This window comes from Eikenella sp. NML99-0057 (genome assembly GCF_001648535.1).
Taxonomy (GTDB): domain Bacteria; phylum Pseudomonadota; class Gammaproteobacteria; order Burkholderiales; family Neisseriaceae; genus Eikenella; species Eikenella exigua.
This window is the reverse complement of record NZ_LXST01000002.1, coordinates 1-17,364: the sequence shown is the minus strand read 5'-3', so window position 1 is coordinate 17,364 and position 17,364 is coordinate 1. Positions and strand designations below refer to the sequence as shown.

The 17,364-nt window shown below is 52.1% G+C and carries 19 protein-coding genes and 1 pseudogene; 3 read left to right on the top strand and 17 right to left on the bottom strand.

The window, feature by feature from the left end; all coding sequences use genetic code 11:
* The 13 genes from rplE to rplC form a co-directional block, all read right to left on the bottom strand.
* Positions 1-540, bottom strand: a complete 540-nt coding sequence (gene rplE, locus A7Q03_RS03555; RefSeq protein WP_067442703.1) for a 50S ribosomal protein L5 — start codon at positions 538-540, stop codon at positions 1-3.
* 22 nt (positions 541-562) lie between these two features.
* Positions 563-883 (bottom strand): 50S ribosomal protein L24, encoded by a 321-nt coding sequence (gene rplX / locus A7Q03_RS03550; protein ID WP_067442701.1) that lies wholly within the window; start codon positions 881-883, stop codon positions 563-565.
* An 11-nt stretch (positions 884-894) separates the two neighbouring features.
* On the bottom strand, positions 895-1,263 hold the full coding sequence (gene rplN, locus A7Q03_RS03545; RefSeq protein ID WP_067442699.1) for a 50S ribosomal protein L14: 369 nt from the start codon (positions 1,261-1,263) through the stop codon (positions 895-897).
* Positions 1,264-1,453: 190 nt separating this feature from the next.
* Positions 1,454-1,717: a 30S ribosomal protein S17 gene (rpsQ, locus tag A7Q03_RS03540; protein WP_067442697.1), complete on the bottom strand. Its 264-nt coding sequence runs from the start codon at positions 1,715-1,717 to the stop codon at positions 1,454-1,456.
* Entirely contained in the window at positions 1,710-1,907 is a 198-nt protein-coding gene (gene rpmC, locus A7Q03_RS03535; RefSeq protein WP_035573964.1) for a 50S ribosomal protein L29, read from the bottom strand. The genes rpsQ and rpmC overlap by 8 nt, the downstream gene beginning before the upstream one ends.
* The gene (rplP, locus tag A7Q03_RS03530) at positions 1,907-2,323 is read right to left on the bottom strand and encodes a 50S ribosomal protein L16 (RefSeq protein WP_003823806.1); all 417 of its coding nucleotides are present in this window, start codon (positions 2,321-2,323) and stop codon (positions 1,907-1,909) included. The genes rpmC and rplP overlap by 1 nt, the downstream gene beginning before the upstream one ends.
* Entirely contained in the window at positions 2,307-3,002 is a 696-nt protein-coding gene (gene rpsC / locus A7Q03_RS03525; protein ID WP_067444103.1) for a 30S ribosomal protein S3, read from the bottom strand. Before rpsC ends, rplP begins: the two co-directional genes overlap by 17 nt.
* A gap of 9 nt (positions 3,003-3,011) precedes the next feature.
* Entirely contained in the window at positions 3,012-3,341 is a 330-nt protein-coding gene (rplV, locus tag A7Q03_RS03520; RefSeq protein WP_064083613.1) for a 50S ribosomal protein L22, read from the bottom strand.
* A gap of 8 nt (positions 3,342-3,349) precedes the next feature.
* Positions 3,350-3,625, bottom strand: coding sequence for a 30S ribosomal protein S19 (gene rpsS, locus A7Q03_RS03515; protein ID WP_003823801.1), 276 nt, complete (start codon positions 3,623-3,625; stop codon positions 3,350-3,352).
* Positions 3,626-3,630: 5 nt separating this feature from the next.
* A complete protein-coding gene (rplB, locus tag A7Q03_RS03510; protein ID WP_067447418.1) occupies positions 3,631-4,464 on the bottom strand; it encodes a 50S ribosomal protein L2 in 834 nt (277 codons plus the stop codon).
* Positions 4,465-4,469: 5 nt separating this feature from the next.
* Positions 4,470-4,784, bottom strand: coding sequence for a 50S ribosomal protein L23 (gene rplW, locus A7Q03_RS03505; RefSeq protein ID WP_023887662.1), 315 nt, complete (start codon positions 4,782-4,784; stop codon positions 4,470-4,472).
* Entirely contained in the window at positions 4,781-5,401 is a 621-nt protein-coding gene (rplD, locus tag A7Q03_RS03500; RefSeq protein WP_067447416.1) for a 50S ribosomal protein L4, read from the bottom strand. The genes rplW and rplD overlap by 4 nt, the downstream gene beginning before the upstream one ends.
* Entirely contained in the window at positions 5,401-6,045 is a 645-nt protein-coding gene (gene rplC / locus A7Q03_RS03495; RefSeq protein WP_067442691.1) for a 50S ribosomal protein L3, read from the bottom strand. Before rplC ends, rplD begins: the two co-directional genes overlap by 1 nt.
* Positions 6,046-6,373: 328 nt before the next feature.
* On the opposite strand from rplC, the pseudogene A7Q03_RS09720 reads away from it, so the two are divergent.
* Positions 6,374-7,083, top strand: a pseudogene (locus A7Q03_RS09720) (class II glutamine amidotransferase); the annotation flags it as partial.
* A gap of 386 nt (positions 7,084-7,469) precedes the next feature.
* Complete coding sequence (gene lysS / locus A7Q03_RS03480) at positions 7,470-8,990, top strand: lysine--tRNA ligase (protein ID WP_067447405.1); 1,521 nt, start codon at positions 7,470-7,472, stop codon at positions 8,988-8,990.
* A gap of 73 nt (positions 8,991-9,063) precedes the next feature.
* Here the strand turns inward: lysS and secA are convergent, their stop codons facing one another.
* Positions 9,064-11,808, bottom strand: a complete 2,745-nt coding sequence (gene secA, locus A7Q03_RS03475) for a preprotein translocase subunit SecA (protein WP_067447404.1) — start codon at positions 11,806-11,808, stop codon at positions 9,064-9,066.
* 313 nt (positions 11,809-12,121) lie between these two features.
* Between secA and A7Q03_RS03470 the strand changes: the two genes are divergently transcribed.
* A complete protein-coding gene (locus A7Q03_RS03470; protein ID WP_067447403.1) occupies positions 12,122-12,589 on the top strand; it encodes a DciA family protein in 468 nt (155 codons plus the stop codon).
* A 132-nt stretch (positions 12,590-12,721) separates the two neighbouring features.
* Here A7Q03_RS03470 and bioB read toward each other — a convergent pair whose 3' ends face one another.
* The 3 genes from bioB to mnmE all read right to left on the bottom strand — a co-directional run bounded on the left by bioB (position 12,722) and on the right by mnmE (position 17,162).
* A complete protein-coding gene (gene bioB / locus A7Q03_RS03465; protein WP_082880670.1) occupies positions 12,722-13,810 on the bottom strand; it encodes a biotin synthase BioB in 1,089 nt (362 codons plus the stop codon).
* Positions 13,811-14,049: 239 nt separating this feature from the next.
* On the bottom strand, positions 14,050-15,369 hold the full coding sequence (locus A7Q03_RS03460; RefSeq protein WP_067447401.1) for an MFS transporter: 1,320 nt from the start codon (positions 15,367-15,369) through the stop codon (positions 14,050-14,052).
* Positions 15,370-15,794: 425 nt separating this feature from the next.
* Complete coding sequence (gene mnmE / locus A7Q03_RS03455; RefSeq protein WP_067447399.1) at positions 15,795-17,162, bottom strand: tRNA uridine-5-carboxymethylaminomethyl(34) synthesis GTPase MnmE; 1,368 nt, start codon at positions 17,160-17,162, stop codon at positions 15,795-15,797.
* Positions 17,163-17,364: the final 202 nt, after the last annotated feature.

Genomic DNA, 17,364 nt, shown 5'->3' with positions numbered 1-17,364 from the left:
TTATCCCTTAAATGGAAATTTAAAAAGCGAAAGCAATGCTCTTGCCTCTTCATCCGTTTTCGCAGTAGTAGTAATCGTGATATTTAACCCACGAAGTGTATCAATCTTATCGTACTCAATCTCAGGGAAAATAATCTGCTCACGAACACCCATATTATAATTACCTTGACCATCAAAAGATTTACTATTCACCCCTCGAAAGTCTCTAACACGCGGCAAAGCTACAGAAATTAATCTATCCAAAAATTCAAACATCCTCTCCTTACGAAGAGTAACCTTGCAACCAACCGGATAGTCATCACGGATCTTAAACCCAGCAATTGATTTTCTAGCCAAAGTAACAACAGGCTTCTGCCCAGCAATTTTTTCCAAATCGCTAACAGCATGCTCCATCACTTTTTTATCAGCAACTGCCTCACCAACCCCCATATTTAATGTTATTTTTTCAATACGAGGAACCTCCATGATGGACTTATACCCAAACTGCGACATCAACGCAGGAACAACCGTCTCAATATAAAACTCTCTCAACCGTGCCATACCTAAATTTCCTTAGCTCAACTTAAGCCAACTCAGCACCATTAGACTTAAACACTCTCACACGTCTAACCTTGCCATTCTCATCAATCAACTTAATACCAACTCGATCCGCTTTCTGCGTCTCTTTGTTATAAATAGCGACGTTTGAAATGTGAATAGGCATATTTTTAACAACCACACCACCCTCAATATTACGCATAGGATTAGGCTTTTGGTGCCTCCTAACAAGATTCACTCCCTCAACAACTACCTTATCACCTAACAAACGGGTAACTTGCCCCTGCTTACCTTTATCTCTACCCGAGATAACAACAACATGATCGCCCTTAATAATTTTACTCATAATCTTATCTCTCAGATCACTTCAGGAGCCAACGAAACAATCTTCATAAACCGCTCAGTACGCAATTCACGCGTTACCGGCCCAAAAATGCGCGTACCCATAGGCTCAAGCTTAGTATTCAGCAGTACAGCAGCATTATTATCAAATTTAATTAACGCACCATCTGCACGACGAATGCCTTTAGCTGTACGAACAACAACAGCATTATATACATCACCTTTTTTCACTCGGCCACGTGGAGCCGCATCCTTAACCGATACCTTAATAACATCACCAACGCTTGCATAACGGCGCTTAGAACCACCAAGCACCTTAATGCACATAACGCGACGAGCACCAGAGTTATCAGCCACATCCAAAATAGTCTGCATCTGAATCATGTCATTACCTTTTTAAAACCAACTTAACCTATCATTAGTCTCAAATAGATGACCAGCATCTACCAAAATAGATCAGTTTTGGCCCCGACAGGGAGAAACTCCTAGGAAACTAGAAGCTAGAAAGGCGAGGAGTCTACAGCCTTTTCTTTCCTACTGCAAGACCTCGCCTACAAAAATACCAAAATTACAACTAAATTTCTTGAGACTTCTCAAGCAGGCTTTGGACAACCCATGACTTTGTCTTGGACAAAGGGCGACCCTCAGCAATTACCACCACATCACCCACTTTGCACTCATTTCGCTCATCGTGAGCGTAAATTTTAGTGGATCGCTGGATAATCTTACCATACAAGGGGTGTTTTACTCTGCGCTCAATCAAGACGGTTACTGTTTTATCCATCTTGTCGCTGATCACCCTACCTTGCAAAGTTCGAATAATTTTGGCATCACTCATTGCCAACCCCTTTCTCAGCTAACTTGGTTTTTACGCGAGCAATATCACGACGAACGCGCTTCAGCTCACTATTCTTGCTTAGCTGGCCAGTAGCATGTTGCATACGCAAACTAAATTGCGTCTTTAACAAACCAACCAGATCAGCCTCCAGCTGCTCCAATGATTTATCTTTTAAATCAATCATTTTCATCATTTACCTACCTGCCGGGACACAAATGTTGTACGTATAGGCAATTTTGCAGCCGCTAAAGCAAACGCCTCTCTAGCCAAGGATTCTGATACTCCATCCATTTCATAGAGCACTTTGCCAGGCTTGATTTCAGCGACATAATACTCTACAGAGCCTTTACCGCCACCCATACGTACTTGGATTGGTTTTTCAGTAATAGGTTTATCTGGAAACACACGAATCCAAATACGCCCACCACGCTTAATATGACGAGTCATAGCACGTCGAGCCGCTTCAATCTGTCGAGCCGTTAATCTGCCACGACCAATTGCCTTCAAACCAAAATTACCAAAGCTGACATCGTATCCATTAGTAGCGACACCTGTATTGCGACCTTTATGCTGCTTGCGATATTTCATTCTAACCGGCTGTAGCATGGCGGCCACCTCCTTTTCTACGCTTATTCTCAGTGTTGGTATTTTCCAACAACTGCCCAGTCTCGCCCTTATAAACCCATACTTTCAGGCCTATAACACCATAGGTGGTATGAGCCTCGCTAGTGGCATATTCAACAGCTGCTCGCAAAGTATGCAACGGCACACGACCCTCACGATACCACTCGCTACGAGCGATATCCGCGCCATTCAGACGCCCTGAAGTCATAATTTTGATACCTTTAGCTCCAGCACGCATAGCATTTTGCATAGCGCGCTTCATTGCGCGACGGAACTGTACACGTTTTTCCAACTGCTGAGCGATACCATCAGCAATAACTTGCGCATCCAATTCAGGTTTACGAATTTCTTCGATATTCACATGAACAGGAACACCAAGCAATTGGTGCAAATCTTGCTTCAATACCTCAATATCCTCGCCCTTTTTACCAATCACGACACCAGGGCGTGCAGTATGAATGGTGATGCGAGCAGATTTAGCCGGACGCTCAATCACTACGCGGCCTACTGAAGCATTGGCTAAGCGCTTATGCAAATAATCACGCACATCGATATCCTGCTTCAATACAGCAGCAAATTCTGTGCTCTTAGCAAACCACTTAGATGACCAGTCTTTATTTACAGCTAGGCGAAAGCCAGTTGGATGAATTTTTTGTCCCATAGCTTTTCCTTAGTTTCCTACTGTCACATTAATATGACACGTTTGTTTTTCAATACGGTTGCCACGACCTTTTGCCCGGGCACGGAATCGTTTTAAGCTCGGCCCCTTGTCCACAAAAATCGTTACAACTTTAAGCTCATCAATGTCAGCGCCTTCGTTATGCTCAGCATTAGCGATAGCAGACTCTAATACCTTTTTAATCAGCTCAGCACCTTTCTTTGTGCTAAATGCCAAAATATTAAGAGCTTGCTCTACCTCTTTGCCTCGAATTAAATCAGCAACTAACCGGGCTTTTTGAGCAGAAATACGGGCATTTTTATGTTGTGCAGATACTCTCATAATTCACCTTATTTCTGAGCCTTTTTATCAGCCAAGTGTCCTTTAAAAGTACGAGTAAGCGCAAACTCACCCAACTTATGGCCAACCATATTATCGCTAATAAACACAGGCACATGAGTGCGGCCATTATGTACCGCAATAGTCAACCCAATAAAATCGGGGAGAATTGTTGAGCGGCGAGACCATGTTTTAATAGGACGCTTATCATTACCGGCGCGAGCAGCATCAACCTTTTTCAGCAGGTGCAGATCGACATATGGACCTTTTTTCAATGAACGAGCCATATCAATTAACCTTTATTTGAATAGCGGCGACGAACAATCATATTGTCCGTACGCTTATTATTACGAGTTCGGTAACCCTTAGCCGGAGTACCCCATGGGCTGACAGGCTCACGAGCCTCACCGGTACGACCTTCACCACCACCATGTGGGTGATCCACAGGGTTCATTACCACACCGCGGACGGTCGGACGAATACCACGCCAGCGATTAGCACCAGCTTTACCAATTTTCTTCAGACTTTGCTCTTCATTACCAACTTCGCCAACAGTGGCACGGCAATCGATATGGATCTTACGCACCTCACCTGAACGCAGACGAACTTGAGCGTAAACACCTTCTTTAGCCAGCAAAACCGCGGAAGCACCAGCTGAACGAGCAATCTGAGCACCTTTGCCAGGTTTCATCTCGATACAGTGGATGGTGGTACCAACCGGAATATTACGAATCGGCAAAGCATTACCAACTTTGATTGCAGCTTCTGCGCCAGAAACCAACACGGCACCCGCTTGGATACCGCGAGGAGCAATAATATAACGGTGCTCACCATCAGCGTAGCAAAGCAGCGCAATGAAAGCAGTACGGTTCGGATCGTACTCAATACGCTCAACTTTCGCAGGAATATTATCCTTATCGCGTTTAAAATCTACTACGCGGTAGTGATGTTTATGCCCACCACCTTTATGACGAGTAGTGATATGACCGTTATGGTTGCGGCCAGCGATAGAGTTTTTCTTCTCCACCAGCGGCGCATAAGGAGCACCCTTATGCAGACCCTCTGCAACCACGCGAACCATGCCGCGGCGGCCTGCAGAAGTCGGCTTCATTTTTACAATAGCCATAATATTTATTCCTTATCTGCAGCTGCTGCAACAGATTCCAAATCCAGCTCCTGTCCAGCAGCCAAGCTGACATAAGCTTTCTTCACATTACTGCGGCGACCCAGAGTGCGACCAAAACGCTTTACTTTCCCTTTGATTGCAACTGTAGTCACAGAGGCTACCTGAACACCAAACAACAATTCAACAGCAGCTTTAACTTCTGCCTTGGTTGCATCAGGCAACACTTTAAAAGTCATCTGGTTGCGTTTCTCAGCCAACAAATTGCTCTTTTCAGAAACAACAGGAGCCAAAATTACTTTCATCAAACGTTGTTGATTCATACCCATTGCTCCTCAAGTTGTGCAACCGCTTCCTTAGTTACCACTACTTTTTTATAGCAAAGCAAGCTGTACGGATCAATCTGCTGAGCTTCCAGAACCAACACATTTGGCAGGTTACGTGAAGACAGATATACGTTTTCGTCCAGCTGATTGGTAACAAACAAAACCTGCTCCATACCCAAATTTTTCACTTGCTCAGCAAAAGCTTTGGTTTTAGGAGTAGCAACAGACAGCTCTTCAATCACAAACAAGCGCTCATCACGCACCAACTGGGACAAAATAGTCGCCATACCGGCACGGTACATCTTACGATTAACCTTCTGAGTAAAGTTTTCATCGGGTTTGTTTGGAAACGCACGACCACCCCCTCTCCACAACGGAGAGGAAGACATACCAGCACGAGCACGACCTGTGCCCTTCTGACGCCACGGCTTTTTGGTGGAGTGTTTTACTTCAGCACGAGTCAGCTGTGCACGGTTACCAGAACGGGCATTTGCCAAAAAAGCAGTAACCAGCTGGTGGACCAATGCCTCGTTATACTCACGGGCAAACAGCGCATCGGAAGCAGCAAGGCTACCTGAAACCTGGCCTTTAGCATCAATTACTTTTAATTCCATTACGCACCTACTTTCATGCTGGGGCGAACAACCACATCACCATTGGCGGCACCAGGAACCGCACCCTTAACCAACAGCAGATTGCGTTCCGCATCCACACGAACCACTTCCAAACGCTGCACGGTCGCAGTGGTATTACCATACTGACCAGCCATACGTTTACCCGGGAACACACGACCCGGATCTTGGTTCATACCGATAGAACCAGGAACACGGTGAGAACGGGAGTTACCGTGAGAAGCACGTTGCGCACCAAAGTTATGGCGCTTGATAGTACCGGCAAAGCCCTTTCCTTTAGAGGTGCCGGTTACATCCACAAACTGGCCAGCTTCAAAAATAGCAACAGTTACTTCGTCGCCCACTTTCAATTCAGCCAATTTTTCTTCAGTCAAAGCAAACTCATGCAAACCACGACCTGCCTCAACACCCGCTTTCGCAAAGTGGCCGGCTTCCGCCTTGTTTACACGATTGACTTTCTTCTGACCAAAGGTAACCTGAACAGCAAAATAGCCGTCGGTATCTTTGGATTTTACTTGAGTGACGCGATTAGGAGACATTTCCAACACGGTTACCGGCACGGAAACACCTTGCTCAGTAAACACGCGAGTCATGCCCACCTTTCGCCCAACCAGACCTAAAGTCATGATTCTTCCTTATATAACAACGGGTCAGCTACGATTGGCCGACCTTTTGAACAAAACAAAAACTTGGCCAAAAATGCCAAGATGCTAACTATACTATATTTTCACCAAAACTTTCAAGTAGAAACTTTGCCTTAATCCCACACAGTAAGGCTACCTGAAATTAATGCATGCCTTCCAAATGCAAGCATATAACCACGCGTTATATCGACATGGCAACAGAACAGGTTTCAGGTAGCCTCAAGGCCGTTGTTAAAATAACCATAGCGGCACAACGCCTGCCAGTTTCACCAACTAATCTCGAGGAACTCATCATGTACAGCTTGGGGGCATGAACTGCAACACCCCAACCGACATCATTTTCTCCTTTGAAGGATTCCGCTTGTGCGGCGGGCCTACCGACCGACACGCCGACGGCTTCGGCATCGGCTTCTTCGAAAACAAAGGCGTGCGCATATTCCATGACGACAAACCCTACGCCAACTCGCCGATGGCCGAGTTTGTGGTAAAAACCTACCAAATCAAATCCACCAACGTCATCGCCCACATCCGCAAGGCTACCCAAGGCAGCGTCGGCCTGGCCAACACCCACCCCTTCATCCGCGAAATATTGGGCAAATACTGGCTGTTTGCCCACAACGGCCACCTTGGTGGTTTCCAACCTAAAGAAGGCAAATACTACCGCCCCATCGGCAGCACTGACTCCGAACGTGTTTTCTGCTTTATATTAACTGGAGCAACTGCACAGCCGTTTTGAGCACAAACTGCCGATGGGCAGACTATTTACCGAAGTGGCCACATTCACCGCCCAAATCCGCCACCACGAATTATTCAATTTCATGCTGTCCAACAGAGAAATCCTGTTTGCCCACGCCAGCACTCTGCTGTATTACATCATCCGTATCATCCGCCCCCCTTCGGCGAAGCGCACCTTATCGACAACGACGTAACTGTAGATTTCGCCGCGGCGACTACGCCCACGACTGCGTGACCATTATTGTCACACAACCCCTGACCGCCAACGAACCCTGGACACGAATGCCCCGATAACCCGCGCTACCTCAGCCAACAAAAGGCTTGGCCATCGCCCGCGCTGCCGACATGGCCGCATAAATCCTTTCGCGCCGCAATAATCTAGTTGTTCTGCAGACAGATTGTTTTCATTATTGCCACACCTCAAGCATTAACACTTGAAAAAATTTTGATTTACCCGCTTGACATACACCTCGCCTTTCCTTTACTTTACAGCCATGCCTTTGCGTAAAGCTGCGAGGTTTGCCGCAAATGAATGTACAAACATTGATCCTCGTCAACCTCACGGTAAGGGCGATTGATGCAACGGCATCTTCAGAAATGAAGTTCTTCAACCACAGAGACAGGCCGTCTGCCCGAGACCACTGCTTCTCATTAATATATGGATGGATATCATGAATGAATCTCAACATACCGACACCCCCCAATTAGACGAAAGTCAGGTCATGGCAGTTCGTCGCGAGAAATTGGCAGAAATCCGCAAGCATGGCGTAGCATTCCCGAACGACTTCCGCCGCAATGCTTTTGCTGGTGACCTGCAGAGCCAATACGGCGAACTGTCTAAGGAAGAGTTGGAAGAAAAGAACGTAACCGTCAAGGTAGCCGGCCGCATGATGCTGCAACGCGATATGGGTAAGGCCAGTTTCGCCACCCTGCAAGACGTTTCCAGTCAAATCCAGCTCTACGTAAATGACCAAGGTGTTGGTGAGAAGATTCACGAAGAGTTCAAGCACTGGGACTTGGGCGACATCCTCGGCGCAGAAGGCGTGCTGTTTAAAACCAACCACGGCGAGCTGACCGTACGCGTAAGCCAAATCCGTCTGCTGGCCAAAGCACTGCGCCCCCTGCCCGACAAAGTGCACGGCCTGAAAGACCAGGAAACCCGCTACCGCCAGCGTTATGCTGATTTGATCGTGAATGCCGAATCACGCGAGATCTTCAGAAAACGTGCTCGCATTATCCAGACTATCCGCAACTTCATGATCGGTGAAAAATATCTGGAAGTGGAAACCCCGATGATGCACCCGATTGCCGGTGGCGCAGCGGCTCGTCCGTTTGTTACCCACCACAACGCGCTGGACATCCCGCTGTTTATGCGAATTGCTCCCGAGCTCTATCTGAAACGTTTGGTGGTAGGCGGTTTCGAGCGCGTGTTTGAAATCAACCGCAACTTCCGTAACGAAGGTGTGTCTGCCCGCCACAACCCCGAGTTCACCATGATGGAGTTCTACGAGGCATTCTCCGACTACCACCGCATGATGGACATGACCGAAGGCGTGATCCGCGCTTGCGCCAACGCCGTTTGCGGCAGCCTGCACGTTCCTTACAACGGTAAAGAAGTGGATCTGGAAAAACGCTTTGACCGCCTCACCATCGTGGACGCGATCAAAAAATACAATCCGCACTACACCGACGAGCAGCTGAACGATGAAGAATGGCTGAAAAAAGAAGTGGTGAAACACGGCGAAGACCTGCCTGCCGCCCCCGGCATCGGCAGCCTGCAGCTGGCCTTGTTTGAAGGCTGCGCCGAAGGCAAGCTGTGGAACCCCACCTTCATTATCGACTATCCGGTTGAAGTGTCTCCCCTGGCCCGCGCTTCCGATACCAATCCGAAGCTCACCGAACGTTTCGAACTGTTTGCAGTAGGCCGCGAGCTGGCCAACGGCTACTCAGAGTTGAACGACCCGGAAGACCAGGCTGATCGATTCAGATCACAAGTGGCTCAGAAAGAAGCCGGCGATGACGAAGCCATGAACTACGACGCCGACTACATCCGCGCCATGGAATACGGCCTGCCGCCCACCGGCGGTTGCGGTATCGGTATCGACCGCTTGGTAATGTTGCTGACCAACGCCCCGAGCATCCGCGACGTTATCCTGTTCCCGCATATGCGTCCGGAAGAAGGCCAGAACTAATCCTTCAGGCTTAATCAAAGGCTACCTGAAATTTCAGGTAGCCTTTATTTTTACCTAGTTTAAACAGAGTAGTTTAGTCCAATTTGCCGTGGCATTGTTTGTAGCGTAGACCGCTGCCGCAAGGGCAGGGGTCGTTGCGGTGTACCATTTGGCCGCGGGCAGTAAGGGCTTCGGGGCTGAAGTCGTCCTCGGCAAAATCAGCGGCTTCGGCAGTACTGCCATTAACAGCCAAGTAGCTGATATCCGGCGCTGGAGCATGGTTTTCTTGATAGGCCATTTGCACGGGAGCACTTTCCTTGGCCACCGGCTCATTCTGCTCGAAACGCACTTGCGACAGGAGCCTGGCGGTTTCGCCGCGAATGCTCTGCCACAGGTTTTGGAACATCTCGAAAGATTCCATTTTGTATTCCTGCTTCGGATTCTTCTGGGCATAGCCACGCAGGTGTATGCCTTGGCGCAGGTAGTCCATAGCGGAGAGGTGTTCACGCCATTGGCTATCCATCACTTGCAGGAAGATATTGCGTTCGAACTGATGCATCAACCCGGCGCCTACCATATCGGTTTTGGCGGCGTAGTCATCTTGTGCCAGTTTCCAAGCGCGCTCTTTCACATCTTGGTTGTCAAGAGTGGGGTCTTGCTTGAGCCACTCGGTAACCGGGGCGTGAATGTGGAAGTCGGCAAACAGCTGTTTCTCCAGCGCCACCAAATCCCACTGCTCTTCGATGCTGTCGGCGGGCATATACAAATCAACCAAGTTGTCGAGCGCTTCTTGGCGCATCTCGGTCATCATGGCGGAGTTGTCTTCGGTTTCCAGCACTTCGTTGCGGCGGCTGTAGATAACCTTGCGCTGGTCGTTAGCCACGTCGTCGTATTCCAGCACTTGTTTGCGCATATCGAAGTTGCGGCCTTCCACTTTGCGCTGGGCGCTTTCAATCTGGCGGGTGAGTAGGTTGGCTTCAATCGGCACACCGCGTTCCGGAGCAAGTTTCTCGAGCAAGGCAGCGTGGCGGTCGAGCGCGAAGAGGCGTAGCAGCGGGTCTTCAAACGAGAGGTAGAAGCGGCTGGAGCCGATGTCGCCCTGACGGCCGGAACGGCCGCGCAACTGGTTGTCAATGCGGCGACTTTCATGTCGCTCGGTGCCGACGATGTGCAGGCCACCGGCAGCGATCACACGATCGTGCTCTTCCTGCCAGCCGTCTTCCAGTTCTTTGATGCGGGCGGCTTTTTCTTCTTCGCTCAAATCGGGATTGTTGCGGATGATGTGGCTGAGATGTTTCACGTTGCCACCGAGTACGATGTCGGTGCCGCGGCCGGCCATATTGGTGGCCACAGTAATCATGCCGGTTTTACCGGCCTGTGCCACGATATCGGCTTCGCGGGCGTGCTCTTTGGCGTTCAAAACGTTGTGCGCCAAGCCGGCGCGGGAGAGCATATTAGACACCAGCTCGGAGTTTTCGATGCTGGTGGTGCCCACCAGGATGGGCTGGCCTTTGGCATGGCGCTCTTTAATGTCGGCCACCACGGCTTCGAATTTTTCTTCGGCGGTGCGGAATACTTGGTCGTTGAAGTCTTGGCGGATCATCGGCCGGTTGGTGGGGATGATCACGGTTTCCAAACCATAGATGCTTTGGAACTCATAGGCTTCGGTGTCGGCGGTGCCGGTCATACCGGAGAGTTTGCTATAGAGGCGGAAGTAGTTCTGGAAGGTAATGGAAGCCAGGGTTTGGTTTTCTTGGCGGATTTCCACGCCTTCTTTGGCTTCCACAGCCTGATGCAGGCCTTCTGACCAGCGGCGGCCGGTCATCAGGCGGCCGGTGAATTCGTCCACAATCACGATTTCGCCGTCTTGCACCACATAGTGCTCGTCCAAGTTAAACAGGCTGTGGGCGCGCAAAGCAGCCATCAAGTGGTGCATCAGGGCGATGTTGGCGGTGGAATAGAGCGAATCTCCTTCTTGCAGCAGGCCCATTCTGGTAAGGACTTGCTCGGCATGTTCGTGGCCGGCTTCGCTAAGCAATATGGTGCGGTTCTTCTCGTCCACCCAATAATCGCCCTCGCCCTCTTCTTCTTTTTGGCGTACCAGCTGGGCGGGCACTTTATTCATCACCAAATACAGATCAGTGTTGTCGTCGGCCTGACCGGAGATGATGAGCGGGGTACGGGCTTCGTCGATCAGAATGGAGTCCACTTCGTCCACCACAGCGAAGTTCAGCTCGCGCTGCACTTTGTCGCTCAGCTGGTGCACCATATTGTCGCGCAGGTAGTCGAAGCCGAATTCGTTGTTGGTGCCGTAGGTGATGTCGGCGTTGTAAGCTTCGTGTTTGGAGGCCTGATCCATATTGGCCACAATCACGCCCACTTTCATGCCGAGGAAGTTGTAGAGCGGACCCATGATATCGGCATCGCGGGAGGCAAGGTAGTCGTTTACCGTTACCACGTGCACGCCTTTGCCGGCGAGCGCGTTCAGATACACGGCCAGCGTGGCCACCAGGGTTTTGCCCTCGCCGGTGCGCATTTCGGCGATTTTGCCTTGGTGCAACACCATGCCGCCAATAAGCTGTACATCAAAATGGCGCATACCCAGCGTGCGGCGGGAGGCCTCGCGGCACACCGCAAAAGCTTCTTCCAAAATGTCGTCCAAGGTTTCGCCTTTGGCGAGCCGTTGTTTGAATTCTGCGGTTTTGGCTTGCAGCGCCGCATCGTCGAGCTGCTGGATGTCTTTTTCCATGCCGTTGATGCGTACCACGGATTTGCGGTATTGTTTCAGAAGCCTGTCGTTGCGGCTGCCGAACACTTTCTTGGCCAGTGAAGTAATCATAAAATATTTAATCCCTTATGCGGTATTGCTGTTGCCCTGTGTGCTCGATTCAAACCGCGGCGGCATTCGCCTGCCGGCTTATTCCGGTTCAAATCTAATCCACTGCGATAGTAAAATAACGGGTAATTCTAGCATAATCAAACCTGTTCGCGCTTGGGAATATGGCTCGCCCTGGCAGGATTTCAAGCGCATCGGGCAAGCTTTTTTATCAGCAGCGGCAGTTTGTCTGTTTTCAGGTAGTCTCTTGATGAGGTTTTTAGGTGTATCCTGCCTGCTTTGCCGTTGCCCAACCCCTCTTTTCAGATAGCCTTATATGTCCGACCTCAACCGCCTCAACCCCAGCCGCCACAGCCTGCACAGCCGCGACAACCTCAGCCGTGGCGAATCGCTGCTACACGATTTAATCGTACAGGCCGAGAGCTGGCGGCATGCCGCCCAAGCACTGGAAGCACGGCTACCGGCCAAGCTGCAACAGCATTGCCGGGCGGTACGGGTGCGCAAAGGGGTTTTGGTTTGGTATGCAAGCAACAATATGGCAGCGGCACGGCTGCGGATGCTCGCGGCGGGGCTGCTGCCGGCTTGGCGAGCGGTGTGCCCGGAGGTGCGCGAAGTGCAGGTAAAAATCAGCCCGCCGGAGCAGGAGCGTCCAAAAGAAAAACAGGCCAAACTGAGCCGCACCGCTGCCGAACAATGCTTAGCGGCAGCGGATGATTTGGCGCACCACCCAGAGCTGGCGGCGGCGCTGCGGCACTTGGCAAGGCATGCAGAGGAAGACGAATAAGGCCGCTATCGGTTGGCAGCCAACGGCAGCAAATATTTTTTCAGGTAGCCTCTCCCCCACACATAAAAACAGCATGACATAAAATCATGCTGTTTTCTTGTTTCCCACTTCAGGCTACCTGAAAGCTTACACTCAATGCGCACAGCCGCAATGTCCGCCGCCGCAACCACCGGCTGCGTGGTGGTTTTCAGGTAGCCTTTCCACCGCCTCACCGGTTTCGGCATGGTATGACAGCGGCACCAAATCCAGCTTGGCCATCAGCAGGCGGTCGCCGTCTTCATCGGGGTTTTCCGTGGTTAAGAGCTTATCGCCGTAGAAAATCGAGTTCGCGCCCGCCATGAAACACATCGCCTGCATGGATTCGGGCATATTGCTGCGCCCGGCAGAAAGGCGCACGAAACTGTGCGGCATGGTAATCCGTGCCACGGCAATGGTGCGGACAAACTCCGTCCAATCCAAATCTTCGGCATCGGCCAGCGGCGTGCCTTCCACTTTCACCAGTTGGTTAATCGGCACGCTTTCCGGCTGCGGGTCGAGGTTGGCGAGGCTGGCAATCAGCCCGGCACGCTCGGCGCGGGTTTCGTTCATACCCACAATGCCGCCGCAGCAGATTTTCAGGCCGGCATTGCGCACTTTGCCCAAGGTGTCCATTCGGTCTTCGTGTTTGCGGGTGTGGATGATGTCGTTGTATCGCTCGGGGTCGGTGTCGAGGTTGTGGTTGTAGTAGTCCAGGCCGGCTTTTTTGAAGTCTTCCGCCATGCCGTCTTCCAGCATGCCGAACGTGCCGCAGGTTTCCATGCCCAACCCCTTCACGGCTTTGATGATTTCGGACACCACGGCCACATCTTTCGGCTTCGGCCCGCGCCATGCCGCACCCATGCAGAAACGGCTGGCACCGCGCGATTTGGCGATTTTGGCTTTTTCCACGATTTCGCCCACATCCATCATCTGCTCTTTGCCCAGATTGGTGTTGTGGTGCGCCGATTGCGGGCAGTAGGCGCAATCTTCCGGGCAGCCGCCGGTTTTGATGGAAAGCAGGGTGGAAAGCTGGATTTCGCGCGGGTTGAAATTCTGGCGGTGGATTTCGGCGGCATGGAATACGAGGTCGAGAAAGGGCAGCCCGAACAGGGCTTCGACATCGCATTTTTTCCAATACTGCGCAGTGGGATGCGGCTTTGGCTCGGTTTGACGGCGCAAAGCCACCGGGGAGAGGGTGGTCATAGGAGTGTTCCTTCAATAAGGGTTTGCGGCGGCGCAATGTCGCCGACGGGCAAAGCCGGGTCGCAATGTCCGCGGTCTGCCCTGACTGGTCGGAAGCTTTATTCCGAAGGCGGCAAGTGTAGCCAAAAACCAAACGGCAGGCTACTTGAAAGAGAAGTTTCAACGCAGTTAAAAACACAATACAGCAAAGTTTCTGCTCAACCAAAATCTTCAGGTAGCCTTTATAGCGCTCCACCCCATCAATCCGCGCTGATTTCCTCCAGCGTGCGCCCCTTCGTTTCCTCACCCAGCAGCACGATCACCATCACCACCGCCGCCAGCACCGCCGCAAACATCACGAAAATCCGCGCGAAACCGCCGCTGCCGCTCATACCGGCCACCACCATCGGCGCCACAATCCCGCCGATGCGCCCCACCGCGCCTGCCCAGCCAGAGCCAAACGCGCGGAAGCGCACCGGATACAGCTCCGGCGTGTAAGTGTAGAGCACTCCCCACGCGCCCAGATTGAAAAACGACATCAAACTGCCCCACAGCATGATTTCCAGCGTAGAGTCGCTTTGGCCGAAGCAATAGGCGCACACCGCACACGCGCCAAGAAAGCCTGCCAGTGTGGCCTTACGCCCGATTTTTTCCACCAGCACCGCCGCCGCAAAATAGCCCGGCAGCTGCGCCAGAATCATCACCAGCACATATTCAAACGTTTTCACCACCGAATAGCCCTGCCCCGCCAGCAGCTTGGGCAGCCAAGTGAAAATCCCGTAATAAGAAAACACGATGCCGAACCAAATCAGCCACAGCATCAGCGTGCGGCGGGCAAACGGCGGCCGCCACAGCTGCGCGAGGCGGATTTTCTCCTTCTTCTGCACAGTCGGCACAATCATTTCCGCCGCCTGCGCTACGCCCGATTCCGCCTCCAAACGGCACACCAATTCGTGCGCTTCCTCCGCCCTACCCGCCGCAATCAGATAAGGCACCGATTCCGGCAGCCGCTTCCACGCCGCAAACGCATACAAAAGCGGCACCGAGCCCGCCGCAAACGCGCTGTGCCAACCGAATTTCGGAATCAGGAAATACGAGGCCAGCGCCGCCGCCAGCCAGCCCAAGCCCCAAAAACTCTCCAGCAGCACGATAAACCGCCCGCGTACCTTCGGCGGCACATACTCGCTCACCAACGACACCGCCACCGGCAGCTGCCCGCCCAAGCCGAAGCCAACCCAGAATCGGAAAAACAGCAGCGCGGCCAAGTTCGGCGACAACGCGCACAAACCCGTGGCCGCGCCGTAGAGCACCATGGTGCTGGCAAACACATTGCGCCGCCCGAAACGGTCGGCCGCCCAGCCGCTCAACACCGCGCCCAGCGCCATGCCCACAAAGCCGATGCTCACCACCCAACCCGACTGCTGCGCACTCAGCCCCCACTCTTTGGCCAAAGTAACCAACACAAACGACACCATGCCCGTATCCATCGCGTCAAACAGCCAGCCCAGCCCGATTAAGGCCAGCAGGCGGTAGTGGAAACGACTTAAAGGCAGAGCATGAAGGCGCGACAAAATATCCATTGGGTTTCTCCTCGTGAAATGTGGAAAGGCTACCTGAAACACAGCGGCGCAGTTTGAAAACATCGAAACGATATAGCTAAATTTATTTCAATTTCCACCAAGTTGTATCGCTATATAGTTGGCTTAAAAACAGAATATGAATTGAGAAATTCAACTGCATAAAAATAATAATAGCTCGCATTATAGCGAACTGCATCGGGGCATGCCAGCCATGTGCCGGAAGCTTGTGGCAGCCAGCCCATTCCAATATCCCATCATCACCATAAAGAATAAATTTATATAATATCAATCATTTAATTAATAAAATATCCCTTCCAAAACAGTTATGCCTCGCAGAAAGGCTACCTGAAAATTCAGGTAGCCTTTTTCTTACTGCAAGCGGGAAACAAGTCCACAACGTGTGGTTTATTCGCCTTCCAACCGCTCTATTTGCCGATACAGAAGCGGCTGAAAATAACACCCAGAAGGTCGTCGGCGTTGAATTCGCCAGTGATGGTATTGCAGGCGTTTTGTGCCAGGCGCAGGTGTTCGGCGAAGAGTTCGAGCTGGTGGCGGCCGCACAGGGCGGCGAGTTCGAGCTCGGCTTGGGCGGCTTCCAGCGCGCGCAGGTGGCGGCTGCGGGCGAGAAACAGGCTTTCGCTTTCGCCCTGCCAGCCGATTTGCCGCAGCAGCGCCTGTTTGAGCAAATCGAGCCCGGCACCGTTTTTGGCGGAAAGTTTGATCAGGGTGTCGGCGCCGCTGGGCTGGCCGCTTTGCCTGCAGCTTTCCGCCGCTTCGCCGCTGAGGTCGATTTTATTGCGGATTTCAATGCGTTTGAGCCCGGGCGGCAGCTGGGCGAGGATTTTACAGGTAGCCTCGTTCAGCCCTTCGTTCGGATCGATGAGAATCAAGGCCACGTCTGCCTGCTGCACGGCTTGGCGGCTGCGCTCGATGCCGATTTGCTCCACCGGGTCGGTGGTATCGCGCAGGCCGGCGGTGTCGATGATGTGTATGGGAATGCCTTCAAGCGTAATCTGCTCGCGCACGGTGTCGCGGGTGGTGCCGGCAATGTCGGTAACGATGGCCACGTCCTCGCCAGCCAAAGCGTTGAGCAGGCTGGATTTGCCTACATTGGGCGCACCCACCAGCACCACGTTCATGCCTTCGCGCAAAATCGCGCCCTGCCCGGCTTGGGCAAGCACTCGGGCAAGACGCTCTTGCAACGCGGCGAGACGCTCATCCACCTTGGCTTCGGCCAGAAAATCGATGTCTTCTTCAGGGAAATCCAGGGCAGCTTCCACCAACATGCGCAAGGTGATGAGTTCGTCCACCAGCTCGTGAATCTGTTGGGAAAACGCGCCTTTAAGCGAGCGCACGGCCAGACGGGCGGCAGATTGGCTGGCGGCATCGATAAGGTCGGCCACGCTTTCGGCCTGCGCCAAATCGAGCTTGCCGTTTAAAAAGGCGCGTTTGGTAAACTCGCCCGGCTCGGCCGGTTGTGAGCCCAGCTCGAAACAGCGTTGCAGCAGCATCTGCAACACCACGCGCCCGCCGTGGCCGTGCAGTTCGATTACGTCTTCGCCGGTGAAGCTGGCGGGGGCGGGGAAATAGAGCAGAAGGCCGTTGTCGATGGCTTCGCCTGCGGCATCGACAAAATCGGTGTGGAGCGCGCGGCGCGGCTGCGGGGTTTTGCCGCCGCTGATTTGCTGCGCCAGCGGCAGCAGCTGCCTGCCGGAAAGCCGGATAACGCCCACCCCGCCCTGCCCGGCGGCAGTGGCAATGGCGGCGATGGTGGAAGTGGATGGCGATGACATAGGGCTACCTGAAACCGTAAAAATAAAAAGCAATATAACACAACCACAAAAGGCTACCTGAAAACTTGAAACACGGTTTTCAGGTAGCCTTTTATATGATGGGGTTATTCGTCTTCGTCCTCTTCCTCGTCGCCTAAATCCACTTCCTCAAGCGGGATCACCCGGGTGCGGTAGCGCAGTTTGTGGTAGAGATAGAAACCGA

What these genes read in the sequence shown, in the direction of transcription:
- rplE (WP_067442703.1), bottom strand. Translation starts at nt 540, where the DNA reads ATGGCACGGTTGAGAGAGTTTTATATTGAGACGGTTGTTCCTGCGTTG.
- rplX (WP_067442701.1), bottom strand. Translation starts at nt 883, where the DNA reads ATGAGTAAAATTATTAAGGGCGATCATGTTGTTGTTATCTCGGGTAGA.
- rplN (WP_067442699.1), bottom strand. Translation starts at nt 1,263, where the DNA reads ATGATTCAGATGCAGACTATTTTGGATGTGGCTGATAACTCTGGTGCT.
- rpsQ (WP_067442697.1), bottom strand. Translation starts at nt 1,717, where the DNA reads ATGAGTGATGCCAAAATTATTCGAACTTTGCAAGGTAGGGTGATCAGC.
- rpmC (WP_035573964.1), bottom strand. Translation starts at nt 1,907, where the DNA reads ATGAAAATGATTGATTTAAAAGATAAATCATTGGAGCAGCTGGAGGCT.
- rplP (WP_003823806.1), bottom strand. Translation starts at nt 2,323, where the DNA reads ATGCTACAGCCGGTTAGAATGAAATATCGCAAGCAGCATAAAGGTCGC.
- rpsC (WP_067444103.1), bottom strand. Translation starts at nt 3,002, where the DNA reads ATGGGACAAAAAATTCATCCAACTGGCTTTCGCCTAGCTGTAAATAAA.
- rplV (WP_064083613.1), bottom strand. Translation starts at nt 3,341, where the DNA reads ATGAGAGTATCTGCACAACATAAAAATGCCCGTATTTCTGCTCAAAAA.
- rpsS (WP_003823801.1), bottom strand. Translation starts at nt 3,625, where the DNA reads ATGGCTCGTTCATTGAAAAAAGGTCCATATGTCGATCTGCACCTGCTG.
- rplB (WP_067447418.1), bottom strand. Translation starts at nt 4,464, where the DNA reads ATGGCTATTGTAAAAATGAAGCCGACTTCTGCAGGCCGCCGCGGCATG.
- rplW (WP_023887662.1), bottom strand. Translation starts at nt 4,784, where the DNA reads ATGAATCAACAACGTTTGATGAAAGTAATTTTGGCTCCTGTTGTTTCT.
- rplD (WP_067447416.1), bottom strand. Translation starts at nt 5,401, where the DNA reads ATGGAATTAAAAGTAATTGATGCTAAAGGCCAGGTTTCAGGTAGCCTT.
- rplC (WP_067442691.1), bottom strand. Translation starts at nt 6,045, where the DNA reads ATGACTTTAGGTCTGGTTGGGCGAAAGGTGGGCATGACTCGCGTGTTT.
- lysS (WP_067447405.1), top strand. Translation starts at nt 7,470, where the DNA reads ATGAATGAATCTCAACATACCGACACCCCCCAATTAGACGAAAGTCAG.
- secA (WP_067447404.1), bottom strand. Translation starts at nt 11,808, where the DNA reads ATGATTACTTCACTGGCCAAGAAAGTGTTCGGCAGCCGCAACGACAGG.
- A7Q03_RS03470 (WP_067447403.1), top strand. Translation starts at nt 12,122, where the DNA reads ATGTCCGACCTCAACCGCCTCAACCCCAGCCGCCACAGCCTGCACAGC.
- bioB (WP_082880670.1), bottom strand. Translation starts at nt 13,810, where the DNA reads ATGACCACCCTCTCCCCGGTGGCTTTGCGCCGTCAAACCGAGCCAAAG.
- A7Q03_RS03460 (WP_067447401.1), bottom strand. Translation starts at nt 15,369, where the DNA reads ATGGATATTTTGTCGCGCCTTCATGCTCTGCCTTTAAGTCGTTTCCAC.
- mnmE (WP_067447399.1), bottom strand. Translation starts at nt 17,162, where the DNA reads ATGTCATCGCCATCCACTTCCACCATCGCCGCCATTGCCACTGCCGCC.